Source organism: Deltaproteobacteria bacterium, from assembly GCA_009692615.1.
In the GTDB taxonomy this organism is placed as follows: domain Bacteria; phylum Desulfobacterota; class Binatia; order UBA9968; family UBA9968; genus DP-20.
Window position 1 is genome coordinate 1 of the sequence record SHYW01000084.1, and the last position, 23,366, is coordinate 23,366.

A 23,366-nucleotide genomic window follows, 5' to 3' on the forward strand; every position below is an offset into this window, starting at 1 on the left:
AGCTCGGCTTCCGCGATCTCTACGACATCGGCCAGTTGAAAATCCCCTATCATGTCAATGCCATCGTCACGCGGGAAAAAACCGTCAAAGAGCGCCGCCCGCTAGTGCAAAAAGTCGTGCGCGCCTTCACCGAATCGCTGCACTACATCCACACCAACAAAGAAGACACCAAAGCGTTGATCGGCAAAAATCTCCGAGCCAAAGATCCCGAAGGATTGGAGCGCGCCTACAAAGCCTACAACGGCGCCTTTCCCGAAGTCCCCTACCCGCACGCCGAAGGCGTCAAAACCCTGCTCGACGACATGGCGCCGCGCGACAAAAAAGCCGGCGCCGCCGATCCCAAAAGTTTCGTCGATATGACCGTGGTGCAGGAACTGGAAGCGTCGGGGTTTATCAAGCAGCTTTATAAGAGATAAAAACCAATGACGCGGAATCTGTACGGGTATATTGGTAATATGCTCATCTGGTATACCGACGTAGCAGATTGTTTGGACTGATTGATAAATGGACGATTCGAAAGCGAAACCCCTTGATCCAATCAATTTGTGCGTACCGTGATTTACGGATCTGTATACTCAATGGCTAGACCGAATCTGAGGGAGTGACCGGCATGCCCATACCGACGTACGAAGATGCGATGCTTCCGGTAATGAAGACGCTCGCTGACGGCGAGCCCCGTCATCGTCGCGCGCTGTCAGATATGATGGCAGACCACTTCAACCTCACGGCTGACGAGCGCGAGAAGCTGCTGCCAAGCGGCAACGCGCCTGTCATTCGCAGTCGAACAGGTTGGGCACTCTCATATCTCAAGCAGGCCGCGGTTGTTACGAGTCCTCGCCGAGGATGGTATGCGCTCACCGATCGTGGACAGAAGATCCTGACATCCAACCCACCGCGCGTGGACTCCAAGTTTCTCGAGCAGTTTCCAGAGTTCATGGAGTTTCGGGCCCGCTCGAAGCCTGAGAGTGACGATGAGGCGGTTTCCGTAGCGTCACGAGCCGGTGAAAGCAGTACGCTCGGTATCGCGCCAGACGAGGCATTGGAGGAGGCCTACGCTCGACTTCGCGCAGAACTTGAGACTGAGCTTCTCGACATGGTCAGGACCACTACACCGCGGTTCTTCGAACAGCTCGTCATCGACTTGCTCGTTCGGATGGGATACGGCGGAAGCCGCGAGGAAGCCGCTCGTGCGGTCGGTAGGTCAGGCGACGGCGGCATCGATGGAGTTATCGACGAAGATCGTCTCGGTCTGGATGTCATCTACGTACAGGCGAAGCGCTGGGAGAACTCAGTCGGGCGTCCGGAGATTCAGAAGTTTGCTGGTGCGCTACAGGGCCAGCGAGCGAAAAAAGGTATCTTCATTACGACTTCGCACTTCACTAAGGACGCTGAAGAGTATGCTCAGCGGATAGAAAGTCGCATCGTGTTGATTGATGGACGGCGCCTCGCGGCACTAATGTTCGACGCCGATGTCGGAGTCAGTACTCGCGGTTTGTACACTGTGAAAAGCATTGACGGCGACTACTTCGACGAGACATAGGCGCCATAGTTCAACGTTGATTACTGCGGATGGCGTGGTTTATTTCGTCGGTCACGGCACGCCCTAACGTTAAACTCTCCGAATCCTAGTTCAACCCGTAAAACACCCGCGGATTGTCTTCGACGATTTTCTTGTGCATCGCGCCGCTGATGCCGCCGTCGTCTTTCAGCGTGGTTAACGCGTCCAACTCAGTCGACGAATCGGCGTGGCCGTAGTCGGTGCCGATCATCAGCGTGTTTTCGCCCATGCAATTCTTGATCAGATACGGCACGTCGTCGCCGATCTGGCAGGTGACGAAGATGCCGCTGCGTTCGAGTAGATCCTTCGGCAGTTTATTATTAACCGTGTCCAGGCGGCGGTGCAGCTCGTAGATCACCCATGGCACCCAGGAGGCCGCGGTCTCGATGAAGCCCCAGCGCAGCTCGGGGAATTTCTGCGGCATGCCGCAGTTGAGGATGCGGAACATCGCGCCGACGTTGAAAATTCGATACTGATTGAAAAAATCTCGGCTACCGTCCGGATTGACCATCATATCCACCGCCGCCGCGCTGCCGTTAGCCTGGTGCAGGCCGATGCAAAAGTTCAGCTTCTCGGCCAGCTCGTACATTGGAAAGAAATACGGATCGCTGACCTGGCGCGCGCCTTCGAGGGGGCGCATGAACACGCCGCAGCCGCCATTCTCCTTGGCAAATCGCAATTGATCCAGCGCGTCGGGCATGCTCAGCAGCGGCAACGTCGCCATCCAGCGCAGACGGCCTTTGCTCTCTTTCCAAACATGCGCCATCCAGCGATTATACGCGCCGCACAGCGCCACTTCGGTATCGGCGCGTTCGGTGACTTGATCGAGAAAGATGCTGGTATAAAGCACCTGAATATCGATCCCCAGCTCATCCATATGCTTAATCCGCGCCGACACATCGGCCAGATCGCGCGTTGCCATCGTGGTGCTCACGTCGCGGCCAACCTCTGCCGACTTCTTGTCGAGGTCTTCCTTGCTGAAAGTAAAACGGAACAAGCCGCGGATCTTGCCGTCGATGACCCAGTGAGCTTTCTGGTTGTCGTCTTCCGGCTTGAATAGCTGGGGGCGAAACTTTTTTTCCGACGGCAGCAGGTAATCCCAAGTCAGCGGACTTTCGACAACATGCGCGTCAGCGTCTACCCATCCCATTTTAACCTCCTTAAGATTCGTCTTCTCGCGTTTAGAGTCTTGGGTCTCGAGTTAACCCGAGACCCGAGACGCTACACTCTAAACGATTTCTAATGCAGCACCGCTCCACCGTTAACGAGAATCGTCTGCCCAGTAACGAACGTGCTCAAATCAGAAAGCAGATAGAGCGCCGTGCCGACCAAATCTTCCGGCTGTTCGATGCGTTTGAGAATCCGCGTCGACGCCGAGCGCTCATAATTTTTCAGCGCGTCGTCAGTGGCTTTTTCCTCGCTCATGGTCGCGCCCGGCGCCAGCGTGTTGACGCGAATATTATCCGAGCCGAGTTCACGCGCGAGCACGCGGCTGAAACCGACCACCGCCGCTTTCGACGTCACGTAGTGCATCATCGTTAAACCGCCGTTAAACGCCATGTTCGAAGAAATATTTACCACGCTGCCCTGTTTGCGTTGCTGCATCGCCGGCACGACGGCTTTGCTGCACAGCCAGAGCCCTTTGACGTTGACCGCCATGATCCGATCCCATGCTTCTTCGGTGATATCTTGCCAACCGCCTTTTTCCGCCGGCACGCTCATGAAGATCGCCGCGTTATTGACTAGGCCGTCGATCTTGCCAAAGGCGTCGAGAGACTTTTTGGCCATTTCTTGACAGCTCGAAAAGTTGGCTACGTCCACGCGGGTCGCCAACGCTTTGCCGCCGCTGTCTTTGATCGCCTTGGCGACGCCGTCGGCGGCTTTGTCGTCGATGTCGGCGACCACCGCCGTGCCGCCTTCTCGGGCAATCCCCATGCAATAGGCCCGGCCGATACCATGGCCGCCGCCGGTGACTACGACTACTTTGCCATCCAGTAAACCCATGTGCAGTTCCCCTCTAGCGCTATTACTTATCGCACTTACCCGTCACCGTTCAGCGACATGATCCCGAGGCGCGTTGAAGTTCGCACCCGTCGAATCTTGAACGGCTTCGACTACGGTTTGAGAATCTTTTTCAGCTTGGCCTTGAGATCGGCCGACAGGCCGAAAAAGTCATTGACCATCTTTTGCACTTGCGCCGAAGACACGGGATCGATGTCGAGCTTGCCCTTGTCCGCGTCGGCGACAAATTCCTTATCGGCAAAAGTTTTCGTCAATGCCGCATCCAAAGCCGCGGCGCGGTCGGCGGGAGTCCCCGGTGGCACCGTGTATACTTTCGCGAACTGATTGGGCGCCCAGGCGCCGAAGCGTAGCAATTGTTGTTGTTCCTCGGTCTTGGCGATCTGCGCGATGGTCGGGACATTTTTCACTGGCAATGCCGCGATCGGCTGGTCGCCGATCTGCGCCAGGATTTGCCAATCGCCGCTCTTTACCCGGTCCAGGGATGTCACCTTGGTCGATTCCCAGCTATTGCAGAAACCGTCGAGTTCGCCGCTCTCCATCGCCAGGCGCACGTCGGCGGTGCCTTTGTAGCCGCTGACGACCTTGATGTTGGCGCTGAGCAGATCGCGCAGCAGCATCGGCCCCTGCTCGACGGTCGAACCGGGGATGCCGCCGATGGTCAGCTGCTTTGACTTCGACCCGACAAGTTCGTCGAACCGGGTGATGCCGGATTTTTTCGTCGCCAGGAGCAAATAGGTTTCGCCGATCGGCACGCCGAGAAAGCGAAACTTGGCCAAATCGTACTGCACCGCCGGGTTGGCGAACAGCTGCTCCAAAATAATCTGGCCGCTAAAGTTGCCGATCACCGTGCCATCCTTGGGCGCCGCGTTGTACATATGATTGGCCAAGATGATGCTGCCGGCGCCGGCCATGTTATCGACAATGATGCTGGGGTTTCCGGGAATATGCTTTTGCAAATGGCGCCCAATCAAGCGCGAGTAAGCATCGTATCCGCCGCCAGCGGAGAAGCCGACGATGATCCGCACGGTCTTGCCTCGATAGAAATCCGCCACCGCTTTGTCATCGGCAGCCGCCGCCCAAAGCCGTAAAGGAAGAACGCCATAGAGCACGACCACGACCAGAAACGACAAAAATCTTTTCACGGTTGCCTCCACGAAATCATTAAGTTCATGCTGCTTGGGCTATCACTGCACCGCGCGCGCTGTCAACTGGCTCATACGATTAGTCTTGCGTCTGGGGTAATGGACGACGAAACTGGACAGGGCTCCTCGCGTGAGATATGGAGCAAGACGACAACGCCGAGCAAAACTCTAGCAGGGTGCTGAAAAAGCGGAACATGCTTCGACAGGCTCAGCATGAACGGATTTCCCTCAGTGATTACAAGTTTCGTTCCGTTCGTCCTGAGCCTGTCGAAGGACTCCGGGGATTTTTTCACCACGTGCTGGACACCAGACGGAGTATCCGATGACGCAACCGCAAAGCAAATATATCGAAGTCCAAGGGATCAAGTTGCATTATTTAGAATGGGGCGAGCGGGGCAAACCGGATCTGCTGCTGGTCCATGGCTGGACCAGTTTCGCCGCCAGCTGGAGCGCGGTCGCCGAACATTTCCAAGAGCGCTATCACGTCGTCGCCCCCGACCTGCGCGGCCACGGCGAATCGGACAAGCCAGCCACTGGTTATCGTCTGCGCGACTTCGCCGAAGATATTCGCCAGCTGATTGTGAATTTAGAATTGCGCAAACCCGCCTACGTCGGCCACTCCTGGGGCGGCAACATCGCCACGATTCTCGCCGCCGACTCGCCTGAATTGATTTCCTGCGCCTTTCTCGAAGATCCCGTCTACTGGCGCATGTTGCACGCCTTCATGACGGCGTTACCCGGCGCTCTGGCGCGACGCAACAAACCCGAAGCGGAAATCCGCGCCGAAGCGCAACAAAAAGGAATGTCCCAAGCCGACGAAGACATGGAGGTCTACCGCAACCACCACTTCTCGGCCCAAGCATTGACGCGTCTGTTAACCGACAACCGCGACTGGGCGCTGGGCTTCGAAGATCACTTCAAACGCATTGCCGTGCCGACAACAATCTTGATCGCCGACCACAAAGTCGGCGGCGCGATCATGCGCGAAGAGATGACCTACCTCCAACGCATCGCCCCCGCCCAAGTGAAGTTTGAATTCTGGGAAAACGTCGGCCACGGCATGAAAGCGGCGAAGCCAGTCGAATACAATCAAGCACTGGAGACGTGGCTTAATCCGATGTAGGGGCGGGTCGCGACTCGCCCTTTCTACCGTCAATCATTTCCCGCTCTGCTTCTTCACCCATTCAAGAATAGCCGAATTGGTCTCCTCAGGCGCCTGCCAGAAAAAACCATGGGATTGGCCGCTTAAAATTTTCATCTCGGCGCCGCGGATGCGCTCCATCAGCACTCGGGCTTGTGCTCTATGATTGCTACCGACGGTATCGGCCTCACCGATCAGCACCAGGGTCGGCGCTTGCACGTCGCCGAGCCGGTGCGTGCCTTCGAAGTTGTGGCGCGCGATGCACAGATGAATGAACGGATCGAGCTTGGCATGGGTCGCCCAGGCGACTTTGAAAAATTCCTCGACCTTATCGCGATGGGCCGCGCGATACTCTTTGGTGAAAAAGGTATCCGACTCGACGATTTCGTCGTAGATAAATTTCTCGAACCCCATCTCTACCATGTCGTAGACTAAACGGTGCGGCAGGCCCGGCACACAATCCGAACCGGCCCGGCCCGCCGTACCCGAACCGCTAGCCGCCATGATCAAGCTTTTCACTTTGCCGGGAAAATTCTGCGCCAGTGACAACGCGATGCGCCCGCCCATGGAGTGGCCAATGAAGTGCGCCGAGGGAATTTTCAAATGCTCCATCATCGCGACAATATCGAGAGCCATCTGCTCGATCGTGTAAACGCTTTGCGTCGCCACCGAGCGGCCGCAGCCGCGCGGATCGTGGAAGATTAGTTGTAAATGTTTGTCCAGCGGCATCTGCCACGGCTTCCACACTTCACCGGAGTAGGCGGTCGACGGCACGAAGATCAGCGGCTCGCCTTCACCATGAGTTTCATAATAGAGATCGACACCGGTGGGTAGTTTTACGTTTGGCATGTTGAATTCCTTTCTCTACAACCGAATTGTTCATTACCTCCCCCTTTGAAAAAGGGGGACCGAGGGGGATTTAGTTCATTGCGCATAACGAAAATCCCCCCTTCCCCCCTTTTTCAAAGGGGGGATCGCTCGAAGCCGATTCACTTCGCCGTCACTTTATAAAAACCATCCTTCTCCAACTGCGCGACAAAGCGCGTGTCGAGAAAATCTTCCGGCTTCGCAGTCTTCGCCTTGGGTTCGGTCGGCAGCAGCTCGCCGATAATCGTTTCCAACCCTTTGCGCGTGACGTAAGGAATCGTTTCGATGTACGCCCGCGCCTCGCCGTAGGTCGCTTCCAAGATTTCTGGATCTTTGATGCGCGCGTATTTTTGGATGGCGCGGATACCAGCCGCTTTGTTCGCTTTGAGCAGCTGCACGCCTTCACTGTAGCCGCGCACGAAGCGGCGGGTCAATTCCTCATTGGCTTTAATGAACGACCGGGTCGAACCGATGGCCACCGAAACATATTCCGGTCCTTCCTTGGTCACGTCCATCAGTTCGGTCAAGCCGGATTTGCGGGCGCGAAAGTTGGTCGGCGGCGACAGCGCACCGGCGTCCACCTGGCCGGCGATCATGGCGGTGAGAATGTTCGGCACGTCGACCAACTGGAGCATTTGATACTCTTCCGGTTTGATGCCGGCCTTGGTCATCACCCAAAGCGTCACGCTGTGGGTCGACGAACCCAAGCGCGTGATGCCGATTTTTTTTCCTTTCATCTCGGCGAAGCTTTTGATTTCCGGCCGGCTCATAAACGAAAACACCAAACGGTTGGCGACCCCGGCGACGATCGTCACGTCCGTGCCCTTGAGCGCCGCGGTGACCGAGTTGCGCCCGTCCATGTAGGAGTAATGCAGCTCGCCGGCGAGCATGACTTGAATCGCCCGCGAGGTCGAAGGGATATGCACCAGCTCGACTTCGAGACCGTTCTTCTTGAACAACCCCTCTTCCTGCGCCACCCAGGTGCCGCTCATGTTACTGGCGAAAGATGTCCACGCCACGCGCGCTTTCATTTGCGTCCAGCCGGCGCTCGGCAACAGCACTCCAGACAGCACGACAACCAACCCAACCGACCAAGATTTTGCAAAAGGCATCATTGAGGTATCCGGCCTTTGTACACGATGGATGGCAGCTCCATACCACAGAACTCTTGTCGCGGTCCATGACAACGTAACTTGATCTTGCACCTCCGCCTGGCGTAGATTCGACCGCAATCAGCATGGGCCGGAGGAATTAAATGAAAAGTCTCTCAATTAGCGCGATCTTGTGCGTTGTGCTTTGCACTTCGGCGGCTCAAGCCGCCGACCGCGTGCGCATCGCCTACAGCTCGATCAGCGCCGCCTACCTGGGCATCTGGGTGGCCCGCGACGCCGGCTTCTTCGCCAGGGAAGGGCTGGAGGATCAAATCATCTTCATTCCCAGCGCCACCCAACTGGCTCAAGTCGTGGTCGCCGGGGACGTCGACATCGCCTCCCTCGGTGGCGGCCCGGTGATGGCCGCATCGCTCAGCGGCGCCGATATAAAAGTCATCGGCAATAACGTCAACAAATTGATCTTCTCGATCCACACCAAGCCGGAAGTCAAAAGCCTCGAAGAGTTGCGCGGCAAGCGCATCGCCGTCAGCCGCTTCGGTTCCGCCGCCGACATCGCCGCGCGCACGGCGCTGAGAAAAGTCAATATGGATCCCAGCAAAGACGTGATCTTGATGCAACTAGGCACCATGTCGAACATGTTCGGCGCCTTGAAATCCGGCGCCGTCGAAGCCTCGGTGGTTTCGCCGCCGACGCAGTTTTTGTCCGAGAAGATGGGATTTAAAGAGATCTTCAGCATCACCGACATGGACTTGGCCTACCCCAATCCGTCCATGGCCGTGCCTGGCGATTTGATTCGCAAGAAGCCCGAGGTCATCGACCGCTTCATGCGCGCCTACATCCGCGGCGTCCATCGCGCCCGTGTCGACCGCGACGGCGCGATCAAGACCTTGGCGAAATTCACCGCCATCGGCGACGCGGCGATTTTAAATCGCACCTATGAATTCTACATGACCAAAGTCATCGAGCGCGCCCCCTACATCAACATGCCGGGCATGCAAAACGCTCTCGATGACGTTGCCAGAACAGTGCCAGCGGCAAAGAACGCCAAACCGGAACAGTTTGTCGATCTGCGGTTTTTAGATAGGCTAGAAAAAAGCGGGTTGTTGAAAGAGCTTTACAAGTAGGCCGCTGGAATTAAGAAGGGGTATGCAATACGCCCCTACGCGATCAATCCGGGGCAGGGAGATTTACTCTTGCGCGGCTAACTCAAATCCCTCTCGTTCCTTCTTTACTAGAGGGGGAAGTGGGAGCGCGCGACTTCGTGAGCGGCAGCGTCGACTGATGGTTTCACCTAATATTTCAAATCAACAGCGCGCCGGCGCGGCGATCCGTTGCGAAGCAGTGTCGCGCAGCTTCAGCGGCACAGGTTTGGTGCTTGATCGGATTTCCTATCGAGTCGAGCCTGGTGAATTCGTCGCTTTGCTCGGACCGTCCGGCTCAGGCAAGTCGTCGCTGCTGCGCCTCACCGCTGGGCTCGACCAGCCGGACAGCGGGCAATTGGCGATCGAAGCGTCGGACGGCCCGGTGTCGCGCGGTTTTGTTTTTCAAGACGCGACGCTGCTGCCTTGGCGCACCGTGCTGGGCAATACCACACTGCCGCTCGAATTGTCGGGTTGGTCCAGGGCGGATGCGCAAAGCCGCGCGACCGAAGAGTTATGCCGAGTGGGATTGGCCGAGTTTGGCGCGCGTTATCCGCATGAACTTTCCGGCGGCATGAAGATGCGTACGTCAGTGGCGCGCGCCCTGACGACGCGGCCGAACCTGCTGCTGCTCGATGAGCCCTTCGCCGCGCTCGACGAACCGACGCGCCATTCTTTACAAATGCAGCTGCGCGAAATTTGGTTGGCGCTGGGCATGACCGTCTTGTTCGTCACCCATTCGGTTAGCGAGGCGGTTTTTCTCGCCGACCGGATTATCGTTCTGTCGCAACGTCCCGCGCGTTTACTTCTCGATCAAAAAGTCTTGTTGCCCAAGAAGCGCGATGCCGAATTGCGTACTTCGTTACGATACATCGAACAAGTTCGAGCCATCGCCGCCGCTATGCCGGTTAGCGGAGACGCATCGTGAAGTTAAGAGCCCGGCTTGCGTCTTGGTTGCCGCCGTTACTGCCGTTGGTTATCACCCTCGGCGCGGCGGAAATCGCCGTGCGCATGGGTTGGGTTCCGTCCTATTTAATTCCCGCGCCTAGCGAAGTGTTGCAGTCGCTGCTCGACGATCGATCGGAATTGGCGTTGGCGGCGTGGGCGACGCTGAGTTCCGCGTTGGCGGGGCTGGCGCTGAGCTTTATCGCGGGGACATTTTTCGCGGTCGCGTTGTCGTCTTCCGATCTGGCGCGCCGGGCGTTTTATCCGTACGCGGTGTTTTTTCAAACCGTGCCGATTATCTCTATCGCGCCGCTGTTGGTGATCTGGTTCGGCTTCGGCCAGCCCACCGTGATCGCGTCGGCTGCGATCGTCTCGGTGTTTCCGATCATCGCCAGCACGCTGTTGGGATTGAAATCCACCGAGCCGGCGTTGCTCGATCTTTTCAAACTTTATACGGCGTCGAGCGGGCAAATCCTCTGGATGTTGAAAATTCCCTTCGCCTTGCCGCACATTTTTTCCGGCTTGCGGATCGCGTCGGGGTTGGCGGTGGTCGGCGCCATCGTCGGCGAATTTATCGGCGGCGGCGGATTGGGCAGCGTCGTCGACGCGGCGCGCACGCAGCAAAGAATCGATCGGGTTTTCGCCGCGGTGTTGATCTCTTCGCTGCTCGGTGTCGTTTTGGTCGGTGCGGTTAATTTTGTCTCAGCGTTGTCACTAGGTTCGTGGCATAGCTCCGAAAGGAAATCCTCATGAACGTTTTGTTGCTATTATTATCATTGGTGCTGTTACCAGTCGCCGCACAGACGGCTGAGCTGGCCAAACAGCCGGTGATAAAATTCGCGCTCAACTGGAAAGCTGAGCCTGAGTTCGGCGGTTTCTACGCGGCCAAGCTCGCGGGCAGTTTCGAAAAGCGCGGCCTCAATGTTGAGATAATCGAAGGCGGCGCCGGCACGCCGGTGGTGCAGATGGTGGCGAACTCAAAAGTGCCGTTCGGCATCGCCGCCGCCGATGAAGTCGTGCTCTCGCAAGCGCGCGGCACCGACGTGGTGGCGCTGTTCGCCGTTTACCAAACCAACCCGCAAGGCATCATGGTTCACCCGGACCGGGGATTTAAATCTCTGGCTGACCTGTTCGGCGCGCCGGGCACGTTGGCGATTCAGAGCGGCGCGCCTTACACACTTTTTCTCCAAGCAAAATTCGCCAAGGCCAAAGTCAAACTTGTTCCCTACGCCGGCGGCATCGCGCAGTTTCTCACCGACGCCAACTACTCGCAGCAATGCTTTGTGACCGCCGAGCCTTTGCTGGCCAAGAAAAAAAATAAGCCAAGCCAAAGCTTTCTCATCGCCGACGCCGGTTTCAACCCATACGGCACAGTGGTCATCGCGCGGCGTCAATATATCGAGAAGAGTCCCAAGCAAGTGCGTGATTTGATCGAAGCGATCCGCGACGGTTGGAGCGAATATCTGCGCGCGCCAGAAAGCGCCAACGCTTTGATGGTGAAGTTAAATCCGGCGATGGACAGCGAGACAATGAAAGAGTCCGCTGAAGTTCAGAAAACCTTCATCCTCGCCGCCAATACGCCGAATAAAGAGCTGGGAAAAATGCGCGCCGAGCGCTGGAGCACTCTGGTCGATCAATTGTTTGACTTGAAGTTGATCAAGAAAAAATCACCGGTGGAAAAACTATTCCAAAATTTTTAGCTGATTTGTTCTACCGTTTGATGCCGCTGAGCGACTCGCCGACGCGGTTGCCGACGCGCCAGTAGAGAAGCATCACCGGCAGCATGAGCAAGATCATGATCAAGCTCAGCGCCGCCGATGGGCCATGCTGGCCGGAGCTCCACAGACTCCAGATCACCACAGAGAGCGTGATGTTGTCGGGGCTAAATAAAATCGTCGCAAGGGTCAATTCGCGCAACGTCAATAGCGCGATCCAGAAAAAAGCGTTGATCAGCGTCGGCGAGATCAGCGGCAAGAGAATGCGCGCGACGATGTCGCGACGCCGGGCGCCGCAAACTTCCGCGGCTTCTTCCAGTTCTTCGCTGACGGCGATGATCGCCGAGTTGGCGACTCGGGTGCCGAAGCTCAAACGTTGAACGATATGGACGATCGCTAACAGCGCCAGCGTGCCGTACAGCGGGATAAATTGGCGCAGGACGAAAAGCGAGAGCAATAGCGCGGCGACGCCAAAAACGATGGACGGCACGGCGTGGGGCAAGAATGCCAAAACGTCGAGACATTTTCTGAGCCGCGTCTTGGACCGCAGCACCACCCAGGAATAGGCAAAGCAGATGATGATCGACATCGTTGGCACGCCGAGGGTGAGAATCGCGCTGTTCTTCACGGCGCGCAGGAAAAGATCCCAGGGCGCTTTGGCGAAGTTGCCAAATTCAAGCTGCGACAGCGCCTCGATGGACGGCGGTTGGACGTAAGGCTGAAAGGCGACCCAGACGAGCAGGCCGAGCGGGATCAGCATTTGCGCGATTAAATAGAAAAACACGAAAGCGCTCGCGGCGAAGCGCCATGCGCCCAGGCGATAACGCAGCGGGCGATAGTCTTTGCCGGTGACCAGACGATAGCGATTGGCCTGGGCGATGGCGCGCAGATACCACACGGAGAGCAAAATGCCGACGGCGATCAACATCGTGCTCACCGCGGCGGGCCGGCCGTACAGCGGAAAGCCTTGGTGCGGTACCAGATCCTCGTAGATGAACGTGCCGAGAGTGTAGACGCGATTGGACAATCCGATGATCGCCGGCACATCGAAAGAGGCCACCGCAATGGTCGCGACGTAGAATGTCGCCGCCAAGGTCGCCGGAGTGGAGAGCGGCAGAATGATGCTTTTGAAAAGTTGCCAGCTGTTGGCGCCGGCCGCGGTGGCGGCTTCTTCTAGCGTGGTGTCAGCCATGCGCAGATTGGCCGCGACCATGATAAACACCACCGGCGCCAGCGTGATGCCTTCCACCCAGCCCATGCCGATGGGCGTGGCGATGTTCAATTTAAAATAATCGGCGAAATTCTCGCGCATGAATATATTTAGAAAACCGATGCGCGGATGGAGCAGAAACAACCAGCCCATGGCCGGAAAAAAAGTTGGGATCAACAAGCTGACGGTCATGGCGGTGTAAATTAAATACCTGCCGCGGATGTCGCTGCGTTCCACCAACCACGCGATGAGCACGCCGAAGAGCATTGCGATGAAGAGTGCGGTGAGAGTGTAAATCAGCGTGTTGATGCTGACGCGATAGACCAGCGGGTCTTTGACCAGATCGGTGTAGTGCGCCGTGGTGAGAAAGCCGCCGGGGATGCCGGGCAAGCCTTCGTAGAAGCTCAAGTAGAAAACTACCAGCAGCATCAGCCCGATGATCGACCCGACGGCGACCGACAAAATCAAAGCTGGGTTGGGCAGGCGGTTCACATTAGCGCGACCGGTGAAATTGTCAGAGGGGAGCGTGGCGAATCAATTGGCCACGGCCTTGATGATGTTTTCTTGTTCCTTGGCGTATTTCAAAACCGGAAAGCTCATCACATAGTCGACCGAAACGTCGAGCGGTTTGACGCCGGCGCTTTGCAGTTGTTTCAACTGGCGATTGTATCTAGTACCGGGGAATTTCTCGCTGTCCTGGCGATCGACGGTCCACTGAAACTCTTGTCCCGATTTGGTCATTAAAAACGCGCAGAATAATTTCGCGGCGTTTTTCGCTTTGCCGTTTTTCGGCACGGCGCAGTAGCGGTGCGTGACCATCGCCGCGTCGCTCGGGATCACGTAGGCGAGCGGCGCGCCTTTCTCGATGAACGGCGCGACACCGCCTTCGCCGCAGGCTAAAACGTGAATGGGAAATTCGCCGCTGACGACGCGCTCGTATTCGCCGCAGCGCATCAGGCCGGAGACTTGATTGGAAAGCTTCTTGACGTAATCCGCCGTCCGTTCCGGTCCCCATTGTTTCGGCCCGGCGAGAATATCGAAATAAGATAAATAAGGCTGCGTGGAAACCTTGCCTTTGTATTTTGGCAGTAAGAGGTCGGCGAGACTTTTCGGCACATCACTCTTAGCGATCAGTTTGGTGTTGTAGACGATGCCGGGGAAACGGCCGCTGATCTCTAGTGACGCGCCTTTTAGCGACACCGCCGCCGGGTCGATCTGCGGAAACGTCGCCGCCCAATCGACTTGTTCCAAAACCATCAGCGGCGTCGCCAACGTCGCGATATAAGTTTCCGAACCGCCAATGTAAACGTCCGAGGTCGCCGGCACGCCGGCGACGAATTCCTGGGCGATTTTCGCCGCCATCTGCGGTTGGCTCGGCCCCGGCGTCCAGTTGGCGATGATGCTGGTGCCGAACTGTTTATTCATGCCGGACACGAGATCGCGCACGCCCTGCAATCCGCGAAAGGTGTTCTCACCCCAGACCAGATTGAGCATGCCTTCGGCTTGTGCGGCCTTTTTTAGCGCGGCGAGTTTTTCATTGGCGCCAGTCGCGGCTGCCGCTAGTGGCGAGTCGATGGGCAAAATTAGTGGCGCGATCGTTAAAATCGCCGCGAACAAAGTCGAAATTGAAATCATGATGGTGATCTCCGAAATATAAATTGCGCGCTCAAGCTACTCCGATCCTTCGACTTGCAACTGCAATGGATTGCCGTCGAAATCGGTAAAATAAAGTCCATGCGCCGTGGCGCTGCGCACTTGGGTTTGTTCCAAGGCGTCGACCTTGCCGCCTTCACGCGCCACCGCTTCGCGAAATAATTTTAACGTGTCCGCCGTCGGCGTGAAGAAAGCGTAGTGCTGGCCTTCGAAGCGATAGTTGGCGCTGCTGCGCTCGCTTAGTCGTGGCACCTTGTGGAGGATGAGCCATTGGCCGCTGTGCAATTGTAAGCAGGATGTTTCGCGACCGAGCGCATCTTTTTCGCGGCCCAATACTTTCAAGCCGAACACGTTGCGATAAAAAGCCTCGGAGCGGTCCAAGTCAACAACTTCCAATTCCAACTGGCTAAGTCCGAGATATGCCGAACCGTTCGCCGCGGGGCGATCTTTTTCGATTAGCTCTAAATGATTGCCGAAGGGATCTTGCAGCAAGATCGATTTCGCCTTGGGGCCGAGCCGCTCGCGCACCCGTGGGCCATCGAACTTAACCGGCTGTTTTTCTTCCAAGCGCCGGTGAATCCGCTTGAAACCGTCGCTGGTAACCTCGATGCCGACCACGGGGGCGCCGTTAAGTTCTTGGTCCTGCGGCAGCGGCTCGCGGCCGAGAAAAATCCCAACGCGGCTGCCGGCGACATTCAAAAATGTCCGCGGCAACGTGCCGGCGCGCACGTCGATGACGCGCAGGCCGCGCCGCTCGAAGATCGGCACTTCCAACACGCCGGTGTAAAAGTCTTCCGCCTTGACGAGATCGTCGACCGGATAAGCGAAGTGATCGAAGCGTATCGACGCCTGAGTTTCCATAAGTCATTCTCCTCAGAAGCTGGCCATTGGGACAAGCCATTAGTACAAGGCGCTCGCCCGAGTTGTCAACTTTTTGGACTTGCCGTTTCGGAATTTTCTTGCATAAGATCGCTGGACGTTATGGCAAGACCAGTCACAGCGATTCCTCTCGAAAGAATCGAGAAGCGCATCTTCGTGATGCGCGGCAAGAAAATCATGTTGAGTACGCACCTAGCGGAACTCTACGAAGTCGAGCCGCGTGCCGTCGTACAAGCAGTGAAACGAAATCTTGACCACTTTCCGGCGGATTTCATGTTTCAGCTCAGTAAGGCGGAGTCCGCAAACTTGAAATCACAAATTGTGATTTCAAATTGGGGCGGGTCTCGCCGGGCTGCTCCCTACACGTTCACTGAGCAAGGCGTGGCGATGCTTTCGAGCGTGTTAAAAAGCAAGCGTGCTCTTCAAGTCAATATTGAGATCATGCGGACCTTTGCGCGCTTGCGCCAACTCCTCGCGTCCCACACCCGGCTAGCTCGGAAGCTCGTAGCGATGGAGGATAAGTACGATGGCCAATTCAAAATCGTATTCGACGCGCTACGGGAGCTAATGACGCCACCCGAACCCAAGAAGCGGCGGATCGGCTTTCTCGTGAAAGAACGATCGGCGCGGTACGGAAGGCAGAGACGTAAACTCTTTTAAGCAAAGCTCTCGAAAGTACAAATCTTACTAGAAGGGAACCCTGACTATGTCTATTGACGGACTTCGTTTTGGCCACGTGGCCTTTAAAGTTGCAGATGTCGAGAAAAGTATTCGTTGGTATGGTGACGCCTTTGGCGCCAAAGTGATCTATCGCGTGGCGCCGAGCGGCGAGCGGCCGGAGCTGATGTTCTTGGAATTTTCCAGGGGACAATGCGTCGAGCTTTTTCCCGGCGGCAAAAATGTCCTGCCGTCGCCGCCCGATCCGATCGGCTATATTCACTTTTGTCTAGTGCTGAATAATTTGGAACAGGCGTTGGAGCACTTGGCGAAGATGGGCGTGAAGCCGGAAAGAAAATTCATCGGCCGGGCCAAGCAGAAGATCGCGTTTATCTCCGACCCCGACGGCAACAGCATCGAGTTGATGGAGATTCCGCCGGAATCGGAAATTTATCGGACCTATCCATGATGCAGATCGGTTCTGCGCGTCGAAAACCTTCGAATTGAAGACCCCTCGCTACGGCCCTTCGGGCCTACTCGGGGAATCGGACGTTATGTGATTACAGTTGCGCAGAAGCGGCGTCCCTCGCTACGCGCCGCGCGCTACTCGGGAAAACGGAAATGGAAGGCGGGAGTTTTGTAATCCGACTCCCCGAGTAGCCACCACCGGTGGCGTAGCGAGGGGTTCTTGCCTATTGGAGGCAAAGTGGCGCGTCCATTTTTTGTCTACATGCTGCGCTGCTCTGATCAATCTTACTACGTTGGTCATACCGACGATCTCGATCTGCGTTTGGCGCAACATTCCAGCGGCGCGGGTTCCGTTTACACATCTACCCGTTTACCCGTTCAACTTGTCTGGGCTGAAGAGTTTTCCACGCGGGAAGAGGCCAAGATTGTCGAAGCGCAGATCAAGAAGTGGAGTCGGCGGAAGAAGGAAGCGATGATTGAGGGGAAGATCGATGAGCTGAAGCGCGCAGCTCGCAAGGATTGGGCTTTGTATCGGCAGCGGCGCGCTGCTGAAAGCTGATCCCTCGATACGGCCCTTTGGGCCCACTCGGGAAATCGGATTGCTGTCTTTGGACTGTCTCGCGTTGACGATATTATTCGTACGTCCCTCGCTACGCGCTTCGCGCTACTCGGGATGTCGGAGGTGTGGAGTCCGATTCCCCGAGTAGCCACGTTTCGTGGCGTATCGAGGGGTTCTTTGTCTGTCAGCCTGCTAACCTCACTCTACAAAGATACGAGCGGTGCGGCAGCGATCCGCTCACTGGATCGGAAAGGTCGGTGCCGATCAGCATGGCGGCGTTGGCGCCGTTGGTTTCGTAGGGATTGTAGCCGGGCAGTTCTAATTCCTTGCAGCCTTGCCACCAGCCGTGTTGGACGCAGATGACGCCCGCGACGATATTGGTCGTCGCGCGCGCTTTCACTTTGATCGCGCCGCGCGGGCTTTCGACGATCATCCATTCCTTGTTCTTTATTCCATAGCGCAATGCCGTTTCGGGATGGATGTCGGCGGTAGGTTCGGGCAATGTTTTGCGCAAGCCCGGCAGGGCGCGCTGTTGGCTGTGCACGAAAGTCGTGTTCTTGGCGTTGGTCAATATCAATGGAAACTCGGCGGCGATGTCGGGCCGGCTGATCGGACTCAACGCCGGTTCGATATATTCCGGCATCGGCGCGATTCCGTTGTCGGCGAATGGGTGGCAGTACAGTTCGACTTTTTTCGACGGCGTGGCGAAGCCGCGCGGCTTTCCTGCCTTATTGTTCTTCGCGTGTTTTTCGTAGCTCGGCTCTGCCGGCAAGGAGATCCCACCGTCGGCGTTCTTCAACTGCTCCAAGGTGACGCCGCTCGCTTGTAGTTCGTAAGCATAGCCGGCTTCGACATCGCCGCTGAAAAACTGTTCGGTGAAGCCCATGCGTTTGGCCAATTCAAAAATGATCCAGGTGTCCGAGCGCCGTTCGAATAGCGGTTCGACGGCCGCGGCGCGCCATTGCATGTGGGTCTTGCCGTTGGGACGATGTTCGAAGGCGGTGGTGAGCGCGGACATTTCCAGAAAGCTGGTCGCCGGCAAAACATAATCGCAGAGTTCCGCCGTCGGCGTCATGAACAGATCGGCGGCGACGCCGAGTTCGAGAGCGCACATCGCTTCTCGGCCGCGTCGCGAGTCGGCGTTGGACATTAAAGTATTCGAACCGAAGTTGAGCAGCGCTTTGATCGGATACGGTGTGCCGTCGAGCACGGCGTTGAAAATATCGTAGGGCGCGCAGTTGCCGGGCTTGGCCGGCGGGCCCAGCGGTTTGCGCTCGCGGCCGACGCGGATCGCGTTCATCTCTTTGGGCAGAAACTCTTTGCCGCCAACGTCGTTGATGGGAATTTTCGCAAAGCTCACGTTGCCGCCTTGGCGGTCGAAGTCGCCGAGCAGCGCGTAAAGTGACGCGATGGCGCGGCTGGTCTGGGTTGCGTTGGTGTGCTGGCCGACGCCGTTCCACATGTACATGCTGAGCGGGCGGTTGTGCGCCAGTAGTAGCGCGGTCTGCCAGACTTTTTCCGCTGGCACCCAGTGAATTTTCTCTGAGCGCTCGGGCGCGAACTCAGCGGCGATCTCAGCGAGTCGTTCGAAGACCGGTTTACATGTTATAGCCTTTCCGTTTTTTCCTTTGATCTCTCGCGCGCCAAAGAGCGCGGGCAGCACGCCGTCTCGTTCATAAAGTCCCGTGGTCGAATCGTAGAGCACCGGTTGATTCGATGATTCGTCCCAGACGACGTAGCGATTCGCGCTGCCATTGGCGCTGAGATCGGCTTCGGTGACGACTTGGTTGGTTGCGGCGTTGAGCAAAAAAGTTCCGTTGGTCCAGTGGCGCGCGAAGCCGGCGTCGTACCAGCCTTCTTCTAGCACACAGTGAATCAACGCCAGCGCCAAGGCGCCGTCGCTGCCGGGCCGCGGTTGCAAAAGTAAATCGGCGTTGGCGCCGATGCCGACGCGGCGCGGATCGACGACCACGGTTTTCATGCCGCGGGCACGCGCTTCGACGATGTCGTGGGCGAGGATCAGCGAGGTCGAGCTTGGATTATGGCCCCAGAGCAAAAACGATTTGCTGTGCGCCAGATCGGGAGTTTGGATCGTCGTGCCGAAGGTGTAACTGAAGCCGGTATCCTTGTGCCAGTTGCACACATGCGTGGTCGACATCCAGTTGGGACTGCCGAGCAGATACAGAAATCGGCCGAGCCAACGTTCGACATCGTCCACCGACGTGCCACTTTTGGTTCCTTTGCCCAGCGCGATCGCTTTGGCGCCGTCGCGGTCGCGGATGATTTTTAGTTCTTGCGCGATGCCATCGAGGGCTTCGTCCCAACTGACGCGCTGCCAGCCGGGATCGGCGTCACCTTTGGGCCGAGTGCGCTTGAGCGGATAATTCAGCCGTTCTGAATTGTAAACCAGCTCCGGCGCGGCTTTGCCCTTGAGACACATCACGCCGCCGTTGGGATGATCGTGATCGGAATCGAGCCGCGTGACGCGGCCGTTCTCGACTGTCGCGATGGTCGCGCAGTGCGCGGTGCACAGCGCGCAGTAGCCGCGGACTTTTTTTACGTCGTTCATCGACTGTGCTGGCTTCGACATGCTTTGCTCCAATTACGAAACAACGGAACCCCTCGATACGGCCCCTTCGATACGCGCTGTGCGCTACTCAGGAGCCTACTCGGGGCAACGAAAAATTTATGCGGCGGCGATTGTGTTGAATTAATTCTCTTCAATCCAGCTCCGGTCGGTTCGGTTTGCCGATGAAGCCGGGGCCGAAGCCGGCTTCGTGGGCGGCCCAGGCGCCGGCGACGCGGCCGCTGAAGATCGATGGGCCGAGCATGGTGCCTTCGAGTCCAGCTTTGCCATTGATATGTCCGCCGGCCATGCCGGCGACTTCGCCCGCCGCGTAGAGGCCGGGGATCGGTTCGAAGAATTTATTCAATGCGCGGCAGCGCAGATCGGTTTTCGCGCCGCCGAAATTTTTCCGCGCCAAGGGAAAAATTTGAATCGCGTAGTAGGGCGGCGTGTCGAATTTCTTCGAAGCATTGAGCGACTTGCCGAACTTTGGATCTTTTTCTAATTTGGCGTCGAAGCATTTGTTGTACTCTTCGATTTCCGCGACAAAGTTTTTCACATCCTCCACGGCGGTTTTTTTGCCGAGATCTTCGAGCGTGTCGGCTTTCTTTATAAAAGGCGAATTATTCAAAAGCTCTTCAACCTTGGCGCGGTCGATCACTTCGCCGCGCCGATAATAGGGATCGGCAACGTCGATCTTCGCCAGCATCGGCGTGTCGGCGATGGCCCATGCGTGGGGCGGTCTTTGCGCCAGCAACGCCGGCGAAGCTGACGCGCCGCCGGTGAGCGACTCGTTGTGAAAGCGTTTTCCCTGCTGGTTGAACCAGATGTAGCCCGGCACCATGCGAAAAACTAAACCGCGCCGCTGTTGTGGGTCGCGGTAGTCGGGTGTCGCGTAGACGTAGAACCAGATGCAGTCCATGTGGGTGAAGAAGCCGCCGAGTTCTTGGATCATCTTGTGGCCTTCGCCCTTGGCGCCGAAACCGGAGCCTTCCATGACTTTGAAGTTTTTGAATTCAGGGCGGTGTTCCAAGACCATTTCCAAATTAGAATTGAATCCTCCGGTGGCAACGACCACTGTCTTGCTGTGGATGTCGAACGATTCGTTGCCGTGAATCGCCGTTACGCCGCGGACGTGACCGTCTTGGGTGAGCAGTTTGCCGGCTTTGGTCGAGGTCATGATGGTGATGTTGGGAATTTTTCCTGCGGATGTGATCAGCGCGGTCATCAAACCAAGGCCGTTGTTGTCAGGCCGGTGCCAACGCAGCACGCTGTTGCCCTCCTGAACTTTCATGTCGACCCATTTGACGCCGCCGCTTTCGGCCCAGTGATAGAGATCGTGCAGCGTGTGTTCTAGATAGTAGCGCGCCCAGACTTCGTCGGCTTGGCCACCGCCAAATTTGATCCAATCACTGAACGCCATGTCCGGTGTGTCTTCGATGCCCTGGGATTTTTGCAGCGGCGTGCCGACGATGCAGCAACCGCCGCCGGAGATCGCCGCGGTGCCGCCGCATTCGGCCGCGCCTTCGAGAACGATCGCTTTGCCGCCGGCGCGGGCGACTTCGATGGCCGCCGGAATGCCGGCGCCGCCGCCGCCGATAATCGCGACATCGGTTTGTATACGTGAGTTGACCATGGCGAACTCCTTGGAACCGGATCGATGATCGAGGATTTATCACTGTTGCCGGGATTCGGTCAACGCAAACCCTCTTGCCAACAGCTTGCGTTTTCTGTATCGGGATTGGTGACCGCAGAACGCCAAGGAGGTTGTCTATGATCCGTCGTCGAACGAGTCAGGTCCTTCTCATCAGTGCTGCCATTTTAATTCTTGCCAGCCGCAGCGCACGCTCACAAGAAAATGTCCGCGTCGCCTATCCATCGGTCTCAGCGTCGACGATCATGCTGATGATCGCCAGCAAAGAGGGATACTTTAAGGAGGAAGGGCTCAACGTTGAACTCTTGAGTATCCGCGGCGAGATCGCGATCCGAATCGCTCTGGCCGGCGAGATCGATTTTTTCACCAACGCCGGCAGCGCGCTCGCCGCCGTGGCGCGAAATGTGCCGCTCAAGATTCTCGCCGTGGTGCAGGACAAGCCGGGCTGGGATCTGATCGCGCTGCCGAGCATCAAGTCGATCGCGCAATTGCGCGGGCAAACCGTTGCGATTATGTCGCCGGAGGGTTCATTGGCAGTGGTGACGCGCGAGATTCTCCGCAAGAACGGTATCGATCCAACCAAGGACGCCAATCTCGTTGTCATGGGCGGCGACGACGTGCGCTTGCCGGCGCTCAAAGGCAAGGCGATCCAAGCAACGCTGTTCAACGCCGCGGCGAGCATTCGCGCCCAGAAAGACGGCTTCACCAAATTGGCCTCAGCCAGCGAGTATGTCAGCGCGATTCAAGGCGGCATCGCCACGACCGACGAGCGGATCAAGCAACAGCCGGCGAAGATCGCGCGCTTCATGCGCGCGAGTTTGAAGGGATTGAGTTTCTTCGTCAGTAAAAAGGATGCGTCGATCAAGTACATGATCGATATTTTGAAAATCAAAGACCGCGATATGGTGGCGTCGATCTACGAGGAAGAAGCGAAGATCACCGTACGCAGCGCCATCAGCGAAGACAAGATTATCCAACCGTTGATCGACGACATGAAGCGCACGACCAAGTCGACCCGGGAAATGAAAGTCAGCGACGTGTTCGATTTCAGCTTCGCGCGCAAAGCCGGCGAAGAATTAAAAGCGAGCGGGTGGAAGCCGTAGCGGTCGTTGAAATCATCGGATGCGGATAATTGGCCGCAAAGTTCGCAAAAAAAGAATTGGTATTTTAAGTGCGAAAAATCTTTCGCCCCTACGCCTACGCCAAGCCATACAGCTTCGCTGGGTTCTTCTCCAAGATACGAACCTTCGCCGATTCACTGATATCCGTGCGTTTCTGCAAGATCGCGGCGGCGCAGCGGTCGCGATCGCCGTGGGGCATGTCGCTGCCGAAGATCACTTGGCCTTCACCGACTAGGTTCAACACGTTTGGTAAAATCTCGTCTTCGACTTCGGTGCTGAAATAGATATTTCCTCGTTTGATGTAGTCCATCACCGGCAGTTTTTGGATCGGCGTGGTTTGCGGCAGAAATTTTCTCAGCGTCGAGCCTTGGTTTTTGAAGCGGTGATGGATTCTCTCGATGATGAACGGCACCCATTGGCAGCCGGCTTCGAGGAAAACTATTTTCAGTTGGGGAAAACGGTCGAGCACGCCGCCGCTGACCAGCGCGGTAAACGCCATCAAGAGCGGCACGTGAAAAGCGATGACGCCGGAGGGATAGATGTGCGAGTAAAGATTGTTCACCGCCGGGCAGGACCAGCCGACGTGGACGCCGAGGGCGAGATTTTCTTCGCACAGTGCGGCGTAAAACGGATCGAGGCGTGGATGATCGAGCATGTCATCACCGGCGGTACCGAGGGCCATGACGGAAACCGCGCCGAGCTGTTTCGCTTCGCGAACTTGTTTGACGGCGTTGGCAACGTCGTCGAGATTGACCACCGCCGACCACTTGATGCGCGCTTGGCCGGCCAAGCGTTGGCCCATCCAACGATTGTAAGAAGAAGTCATGGCGGTGGCGAGCGGAGCATTCTTGGTCAGCGGGTAGGCGAGGAACAGTGTTGTGTAGATAACTTGGATGGCGATATCTTCTTCGTCCATCAACTTCAAGCGCGCAGGGACGTCGTCAAGCTCCATGTTGGC

At 57.0% G+C, this 23,366-nt stretch carries 21 protein-coding genes; 10 read left to right on the top strand and 11 right to left on the bottom strand.

Going from position 1 to position 23,366, the window contains the following annotated elements:
• The first annotated feature begins 610 nt into the window (after window positions 1-610).
• Window positions 611-1,540 (top strand): restriction endonuclease, encoded by a 930-nt coding sequence (locus EXR70_18115; protein ID MSP40408.1) that lies wholly within the window; start codon window positions 611-613, stop codon window positions 1,538-1,540.
• Between the two features lie 85 nt (window positions 1,541-1,625).
• Here the strand turns inward: EXR70_18115 and EXR70_18120 are convergent, their stop codons facing one another.
• The 3 genes from EXR70_18120 to EXR70_18130 form a co-directional block, all read right to left on the bottom strand.
• Entirely contained in the window at window positions 1,626-2,708 is a 1,083-nt protein-coding gene (locus EXR70_18120; GenBank protein MSP40409.1) for a hypothetical protein, read from the bottom strand.
• A gap of 89 nt (window positions 2,709-2,797) precedes the next feature.
• Complete coding sequence (locus tag EXR70_18125) at window positions 2,798-3,562, bottom strand: SDR family oxidoreductase (GenBank protein ID MSP40410.1); 765 nt, start codon at window positions 3,560-3,562, stop codon at window positions 2,798-2,800.
• A gap of 110 nt (window positions 3,563-3,672) precedes the next feature.
• Entirely contained in the window at window positions 3,673-4,734 is a 1,062-nt protein-coding gene (locus EXR70_18130) for a hypothetical protein (protein MSP40411.1), read from the bottom strand.
• Between the two features lie 310 nt (window positions 4,735-5,044).
• Between EXR70_18130 and EXR70_18135 the strand changes: the two genes are divergently transcribed.
• On the top strand, window positions 5,045-5,845 hold the full coding sequence (locus EXR70_18135) for an alpha/beta hydrolase (protein MSP40412.1): 801 nt from the start codon (window positions 5,045-5,047) through the stop codon (window positions 5,843-5,845).
• Between the two features lie 33 nt (window positions 5,846-5,878).
• Here the strand turns inward: EXR70_18135 and EXR70_18140 are convergent, their stop codons facing one another.
• Together EXR70_18140 and EXR70_18145 are read right to left on the bottom strand one after the other, a co-directional pair.
• Window positions 5,879-6,712: an alpha/beta hydrolase gene (locus tag EXR70_18140; protein ID MSP40413.1), complete on the bottom strand. Its 834-nt coding sequence runs from the start codon at window positions 6,710-6,712 to the stop codon at window positions 5,879-5,881.
• Window positions 6,713-6,852: 140 nt separating this feature from the next.
• Window positions 6,853-7,845 (bottom strand): ABC transporter substrate-binding protein, encoded by a 993-nt coding sequence (locus EXR70_18145; GenBank protein MSP40414.1) that lies wholly within the window; start codon window positions 7,843-7,845, stop codon window positions 6,853-6,855.
• A 140-nt stretch (window positions 7,846-7,985) separates the two neighbouring features.
• On the opposite strand from EXR70_18145, the gene EXR70_18150 reads away from it, so the two are divergent.
• The 4 genes from EXR70_18150 to EXR70_18165 all read left to right on the top strand — a co-directional run bounded on the left by EXR70_18150 (window position 7,986) and on the right by EXR70_18165 (window position 11,626).
• Entirely contained in the window at window positions 7,986-8,966 is a 981-nt protein-coding gene (locus tag EXR70_18150) for an ABC transporter substrate-binding protein (protein MSP40415.1), read from the top strand.
• A gap of 157 nt (window positions 8,967-9,123) precedes the next feature.
• A complete protein-coding gene (locus EXR70_18155) occupies window positions 9,124-9,909 on the top strand; it encodes an ABC transporter ATP-binding protein (protein ID MSP40416.1) in 786 nt (261 codons plus the stop codon).
• Window positions 9,910-9,992: 83 nt separating this feature from the next.
• The gene (locus EXR70_18160; protein ID MSP40417.1) at window positions 9,993-10,679 is read left to right on the top strand and encodes an ABC transporter permease; all 687 of its coding nucleotides are present in this window, start codon (window positions 9,993-9,995) and stop codon (window positions 10,677-10,679) included.
• A 77-nt stretch (window positions 10,680-10,756) separates the two neighbouring features.
• Window positions 10,757-11,626, top strand: a complete 870-nt coding sequence (locus EXR70_18165) for an ABC transporter substrate-binding protein (protein MSP40418.1) — start codon at window positions 10,757-10,759, stop codon at window positions 11,624-11,626.
• Between the two features lie 10 nt (window positions 11,627-11,636).
• Here EXR70_18165 and EXR70_18170 read toward each other — a convergent pair whose 3' ends face one another.
• The 3 genes from EXR70_18170 to EXR70_18180 are packed head-to-tail and all read right to left on the bottom strand — an operon-like array spanning window position 11,637 to window position 15,365.
• Window positions 11,637-13,343, bottom strand: a complete 1,707-nt coding sequence (locus tag EXR70_18170) for an iron ABC transporter permease (protein ID MSP40419.1) — start codon at window positions 13,341-13,343, stop codon at window positions 11,637-11,639.
• Between the two features lie 42 nt (window positions 13,344-13,385).
• Window positions 13,386-14,486, bottom strand: a complete 1,101-nt coding sequence (locus EXR70_18175) for an extracellular solute-binding protein (GenBank protein ID MSP40420.1) — start codon at window positions 14,484-14,486, stop codon at window positions 13,386-13,388.
• A 36-nt stretch (window positions 14,487-14,522) separates the two neighbouring features.
• A complete protein-coding gene (locus EXR70_18180) occupies window positions 14,523-15,365 on the bottom strand; it encodes a VOC family protein (GenBank protein MSP40421.1) in 843 nt (280 codons plus the stop codon).
• 120 nt (window positions 15,366-15,485) lie between these two features.
• Here EXR70_18180 and EXR70_18185 point away from each other — a divergent pair, with 120 nt between their 5' ends.
• From EXR70_18185 to EXR70_18195, 3 genes are all read left to right on the top strand, one after another.
• Window positions 15,486-16,043, top strand: coding sequence for an ORF6N domain-containing protein (locus EXR70_18185; GenBank protein ID MSP40422.1), 558 nt, complete (start codon window positions 15,486-15,488; stop codon window positions 16,041-16,043).
• 46 nt (window positions 16,044-16,089) lie between these two features.
• Window positions 16,090-16,509 carry a VOC family protein gene (locus EXR70_18190; GenBank protein ID MSP40423.1) on the top strand — a complete coding sequence of 140 codons (420 nt, stop codon included), beginning with the start codon at window positions 16,090-16,092 and terminating at the stop codon, window positions 16,507-16,509.
• Between the two features lie 261 nt (window positions 16,510-16,770).
• Window positions 16,771-17,067, top strand: a complete 297-nt coding sequence (locus EXR70_18195) for a GIY-YIG nuclease family protein (GenBank protein MSP40424.1) — start codon at window positions 16,771-16,773, stop codon at window positions 17,065-17,067.
• Window positions 17,068-17,251: 184 nt separating this feature from the next.
• Here the strand turns inward: EXR70_18195 and EXR70_18200 are convergent, their stop codons facing one another.
• Together EXR70_18200 and EXR70_18205 are read right to left on the bottom strand one after the other, a co-directional pair.
• Complete coding sequence (locus tag EXR70_18200) at window positions 17,252-19,657, bottom strand: molybdopterin oxidoreductase (GenBank protein ID MSP40425.1); 2,406 nt, start codon at window positions 19,655-19,657, stop codon at window positions 17,252-17,254.
• A gap of 130 nt (window positions 19,658-19,787) precedes the next feature.
• Entirely contained in the window at window positions 19,788-21,269 is a 1,482-nt protein-coding gene (locus tag EXR70_18205; protein ID MSP40426.1) for an FAD-binding protein, read from the bottom strand.
• A 137-nt stretch (window positions 21,270-21,406) separates the two neighbouring features.
• Between EXR70_18205 and EXR70_18210 the strand changes: the two genes are divergently transcribed.
• Complete coding sequence (locus EXR70_18210) at window positions 21,407-22,390, top strand: ABC transporter substrate-binding protein (protein ID MSP40427.1); 984 nt, start codon at window positions 21,407-21,409, stop codon at window positions 22,388-22,390.
• Window positions 22,391-22,484: 94 nt separating this feature from the next.
• On the opposite strand, the gene EXR70_18215 is transcribed toward EXR70_18210, so the two are convergent.
• The coding region (locus tag EXR70_18215) for an amidohydrolase (GenBank protein MSP40428.1) at window positions 22,485-23,366 on the bottom strand (882 nt) is incomplete at its 5' end.